5 protein-coding genes and 1 pseudogene are annotated in these 4,428 nt (G+C 38.1%); 1 reads left to right on the top strand and 5 read right to left on the bottom strand.

The annotated features are described in order from the left end of the window. From HWQ42_RS29665 to HWQ42_RS29645, 5 genes and pseudogenes are all read right to left on the bottom strand, one after another. The coding region (locus HWQ42_RS29665; protein WP_292818264.1) for an ASCH domain-containing protein at nucleotides 1-236 on the bottom strand (236 nt) is incomplete at its 3' end. Nucleotides 237-246: 10 nt separating this feature from the next. Further along, nucleotides 247-627, bottom strand: coding sequence for a hypothetical protein (locus tag HWQ42_RS29660; RefSeq protein ID WP_292818261.1), 381 nt, complete (start codon nucleotides 625-627; stop codon nucleotides 247-249). A gap of 213 nt (nucleotides 628-840) precedes the next feature. Then, nucleotides 841-1,329: an SLOG family protein gene (locus HWQ42_RS29655; protein ID WP_292818259.1), complete on the bottom strand. Its 489-nt coding sequence runs from the start codon at nucleotides 1,327-1,329 to the stop codon at nucleotides 841-843. Nucleotides 1,330-1,795: 466 nt separating this feature from the next. Beyond that, a pseudogene (locus HWQ42_RS29650) lies at nucleotides 1,796-2,623 on the bottom strand (Rpn family recombination-promoting nuclease/putative transposase). 210 nt (nucleotides 2,624-2,833) lie between these two features. Then, complete coding sequence (locus tag HWQ42_RS29645; RefSeq protein WP_292818257.1) at nucleotides 2,834-3,223, bottom strand: DnaB-like helicase C-terminal domain-containing protein; 390 nt, start codon at nucleotides 3,221-3,223, stop codon at nucleotides 2,834-2,836. 711 nt (nucleotides 3,224-3,934) lie between these two features. On the opposite strand from HWQ42_RS29645, the gene HWQ42_RS29640 reads away from it, so the two are divergent. Beyond that, on the top strand, nucleotides 3,935-4,066 hold the full coding sequence (locus HWQ42_RS29640) for a hypothetical protein (protein ID WP_292818255.1): 132 nt from the start codon (nucleotides 3,935-3,937) through the stop codon (nucleotides 4,064-4,066). Nucleotides 4,067-4,428: the final 362 nt, after the last annotated feature.

Genomic DNA, 4,428 nt, shown 5'->3' with positions numbered 1-4,428 from the left:
AGCACGGTTCCGAATGGGAGGGGTGATGCAGTAATGCACACCTCGACCCTACCAATAGACACGCCCATTCTTTGAAAGAAGATAGAGACGATTTCATATTCCTTCTTGGTACACTTTTTCGCTGCATGGATGAGAATATCACCTCGGTAATTGATGGGCCAGCCACGATTCTCTATGTTTTTGATAGAGTAAATAATTCCCCATGCCCAAGGCTGACGAACGGATATCGCTTTCATGTACCACCTTCTAAAAATTCAGTAGTTGAATGTATGCATCTAAAGCTGCAAGTGCCAGATGTGGATGTGGCTGTAAACGCAGTCCGTTGCAGATTGTGGCGATAGTTCCAAGTTCTGTGAAAGTGAAATTGATATTGGACTGACGGTCAGAACAGCGATGTAGAACTGTTAGAAGAACAAAATTCAACTGTCTGAGAATTACATCTTCAGCTACATGAAATCGCCAAGTAAGGTTTTCGGAAGTAACCGAACGCCAGGGGTTATCGAAAGAACATTTTTCAACTTCGGGCAGCACTTTTACCTTATACCTGTAATCTCGGTCAGTGGTAGAGCATTCATCTGGAGCAAGAGCCGCCCATCGTTGTAGAAGTTGTTGGTAAGTTTCAATCATTCTCAGCTTCTTTCCTTGCGTAGAAAACGATTTTTACTTCGTCAGAACATATTCACCTTGAAATTTGATCGTCTCAATCTCATGTTCAGAATTTGTCAGATCCTTAAATGCTTTAGCAATAGCGGATTCAATTTTTAAACCAGAAAGTTCTATATATGCACTGGTTTAAGTTGGTTGTGCATATTTTTACTCGCTAAAACCTCGATATTTGACTCATGACTTCCACACGTTCAGCACTGGTTTACCTAAGCTTTCGGCATAGTTAACACAGTTACCAATGCCACTAGCCGAACCATTAAAAAGTGCTAATACTTCATCACAGTGGTCCACCATATATTGATTACGCTTGTACATCTTCTCACTGCTATATCCTGATGATGAGGCTGAGTATTCTTCAAAGAGGTCAACATAGACAATTGATGAAGTTTGGAACAGAATGTGTTCGTAGCGTTCTTTATCTTGTGGTTGCCATTTATCCTCCTGTCCCTTGAATGGGACTGCTGCAATCAGGGGGATTTGTAACTCAATTGCAGCCTTAGCAAGCGCTTGGTCGAATCCCAATGCCATACCACTAATGACTTCCGTAGCTTGCATTTTCTGGAGAGATACTTTGCATAAGGCTATTAATCGGATAAAAACTTCATCGTTATAGCCTCCAAGCTTTTCGGGACGGTGGCCTGTACCAGCAATGATTTTAATCATCTGTAAGCCTTTTTTCGAACTTTTCAGTAATGATGATGGGTTTTTCAAATGAATACTTCATCTAATTAATTATTATTCCAGATTTCTCCATAAATGCTTTAGTTTAGTAACAAAACTCTAATGTAAAAATGAGTTAAGCTCTGTCTTTTGATAAAGTAAGATATATACCATTAAGCCAGGAATTATTGAATGTAATACGCCACCATAAAAATAGTCTTTGATTCATGAAAGCCGAGGATTGTGTCCGATACCCCTCCGGCTTTTTTGTGTCTATGAACTAATCATTACTGAAGTGCGCTCGGATTAGAGTTAGTCAATATTGGTATAGAGCAGAGACTATAAATCTAATTCATAATTCATAGTTCGTAATTCTTAACTATGAATTACGAACTATGAACTTGTACTGAGCTTGCCCTGAGCGTAGTCGTTGGCGCAGCCTCTCGTAGAGAAGGGCGTAGCCGAAGTATTAGTAATTATTTGATTGTTGGTCTAACCAAACTATTAGATCGTCAACTGAGGAAAAATCTAATAATGTTTCTCCTAGAGTTTCCAATTGTTCAACAGACAAGACTCTAACTCTTTCAATATTTGATGAATCAATCTCACCAAAACGTCTATTTAATTGGCGAAGAATCAAACGTTCTTCACCTTGTTTATTACCTTTCTGTAAAATATCCTGATAGATAACAGATTCCTGCATAATATCCTCCCGTAAAAATTGACGAATCAAGTCTTTTTCAAAGCGTAAACCTGCAAATATTTCTGTACACCCAGCAATATTTTGTCTTTCATCTCTATTTGAAATTTTAGCGACATTTTGAGCAACCTGGGATAATAAAGCGGCAGGTGAATCAGTTCGAGTTAATGGTGCAAGGGGTAGCAGCGCCGGATTATCGAGAAAGAGTGCTGAATCTTGCTCCCACAAACGAATTACCCGATAGCGATGAGTTGTTTGTTCACCAGTATATTCTTCAGTGAACGCAAGTTCATCGCTAGTCTGCTGCAAGAAAATTACTACCTGCGTAACTGGTTTACGATACTGTCGTGTCAACCTCACATAATAATCTAATATCCGTAAAGGTATTGGTGGATTAGATGTAGCTAGAGTCTGGAACTCAATGTGTAAAATCCGATTAGTTGTCTGGAGGAATGTTACAAAATCAGCACGAATTGGTTCAAGAGAAAGTTCAGTTTTTAATACTGTAACTTCTTGTGGCTCTGAGGTTAGTAACCATTTAGCAAACTCATCAGGATATAATTAAGCTAAATACTTGGCTGTGTTATCGTAACTCAATTTATCTCGTCCTTTTTCTCTAAGAAAGCTGTGATTAAATGCTTGATAACGAGCATTTTATAGCTCAAATACTCGACTTAGCTAAGTTTGTAAACTGTCCAAATCGCTCATCAAACAATCTTATTAACAGTTGTTTCATTACTAAATCGACTTTTCAAAATTGAAACTTCAAAAATACCTTTTTGAGTGGTCTGTTTATCATAGTAATCTTCAAGGGTACAAACCCAACATGACAGCAGCCTCCTGTTCAAATCCTCCAGATTCTCGAAAATCTGCTTTAGTTGGACGCTTTTCGGAACGTGAATCAACTTCTCTTTTTAACTGTGCTAAACCCAAGACAGTGCAATTGAATTGTTTAGCGATCGCCCTGAGTTGTTTCAAAATAGAGTCAATTTCTTGTACACGATTTTCCCCACGTTCACGGCGCATTGGTTCAATCAACTGCACATAATCCACGATCACCAAACTGACTGACCCGCAACGACCTTGTATATCTTGTAAATCACCCTTGATTTGTGAGGTGGTGATTATAGGGTTATCAATCGCTTGTTTGACAACAAGAGCGCTGATTGATTCAAAATCCACTTGAAAAATGTTCATATTTGCTTGCATTTTTCCACTGTTATAGCGGTCAGTTATATGCTATTTAATTGCTGGTTTTTATAATCCAGTAGTCAGGTGAATGTAAACTGATGATGTGATTTTTAAGGGCTACTGTAACTATCACTTTCATTCTTGTTATCCTAGAAATGCAAGAGTGTTTTAGTGTGGCGATTGTTACTTATTAAGCGGCAGTCGCTTTTTACTTTGATTGTCAGAAACCTTGAATTTACAATACTTTTGTCATGTGTTTAGTACTCGCTAGATAAGTCATTTTTGTCACAAAGGATCTTAAAATACTGCTAGTTGCTTGACTACGTGAAAAAAAAACTTTTGATGTTAAGTATTGGTGATATTTGATACTTTGCTAAGAACTTGGATCTTTAGATGAGCGTTCGCTACTGTGGTGGAAGCGTTTGCCTTACAGCCCTTATCAAGACAGGAGACACTGTTTTGAGCATCGGTGAGAAATCCGGGTTAAAGTGATCGCTAGGAGTACCCGTGTGGATAAGTTAAATGTGGTTCGCCTTCCTAAAGAAATTTGTAGTACATAATTTTGACATATTAACAACACAAACTTTACGTAAACTAAATTAAACCTTTTGAAAAAAGCAGCAATCTAAATTTAGAAATCAGTTAAATTGCTGAAAATCAACTCACAAAGAATTGAACTGAACTAATGCCCAATACTTGAAAAAAGGAAAATTAGTTATGAAACGGATACTTGCAGGTGTATTAGTTGCTTTGCCACTGTTTATTGCTGCCATGCCAAAACAATCATCAGCATTAGTAATCGATATTGGTAGGCATCATCATCACAGGTGGATTCCTCGTCTGCCATGAGGGGATCACATCTATGTAACGTTCAAATCCTAAAATTTTTGGGAATACTAAGTTTACGTTTTTACGAGACATAAATAGATACCTTACAACCCTGGATAAATTGCAATCTCCATAGAGTTGGCATTTATCCAGGATTTTTTATCAAGAAAGGCAGAGGGCAGGAGGCTCAGTTGGCTTTTATGGAATTCTGATTCCAGCACTAAAGCCTGTTACCGTAGGAAACAAGGGGTTAAGACTAGGGTGTTGCACCTCACTCAACTGAAACCCTATCTACGTAGGTAAAAAAAGTGGAATAACCAGGGGAAACGCACCTTATTTCCTAACAAAAACTAATAAGGATTTCAAAGTCATCTATACAAGTG

The sequence above is a fragment of the Nostoc sp. JL23 genome, from assembly GCF_017115065.1.
GTDB classification, from domain to species: Bacteria; Cyanobacteriota; Cyanobacteriia; order Cyanobacteriales; family Nostocaceae; genus Nostoc; species Nostoc punctiforme_A.
The sequence above is the reverse complement of the archived record's forward strand: the minus strand, read 5'-3'. Positions and strand labels throughout refer to the sequence as shown.

Coding starts and splice junctions, on each gene's coding strand:
- HWQ42_RS29660 (WP_292818261.1), bottom strand. CDS start 627: ATGATTGAAACTTACCAACAACTTCTACAACGATGGGCGGCTCTTGCT.
- HWQ42_RS29655 (WP_292818259.1), bottom strand. CDS start 1,329: ATGATTAAAATCATTGCTGGTACAGGCCACCGTCCCGAAAAGCTTGGA.
- HWQ42_RS29645 (WP_292818257.1), bottom strand. CDS start 3,223: ATGAACATTTTTCAAGTGGATTTTGAATCAATCAGCGCTCTTGTTGTC.
- HWQ42_RS29640 (WP_292818255.1), top strand. CDS start 3,935: ATGAAACGGATACTTGCAGGTGTATTAGTTGCTTTGCCACTGTTTATT.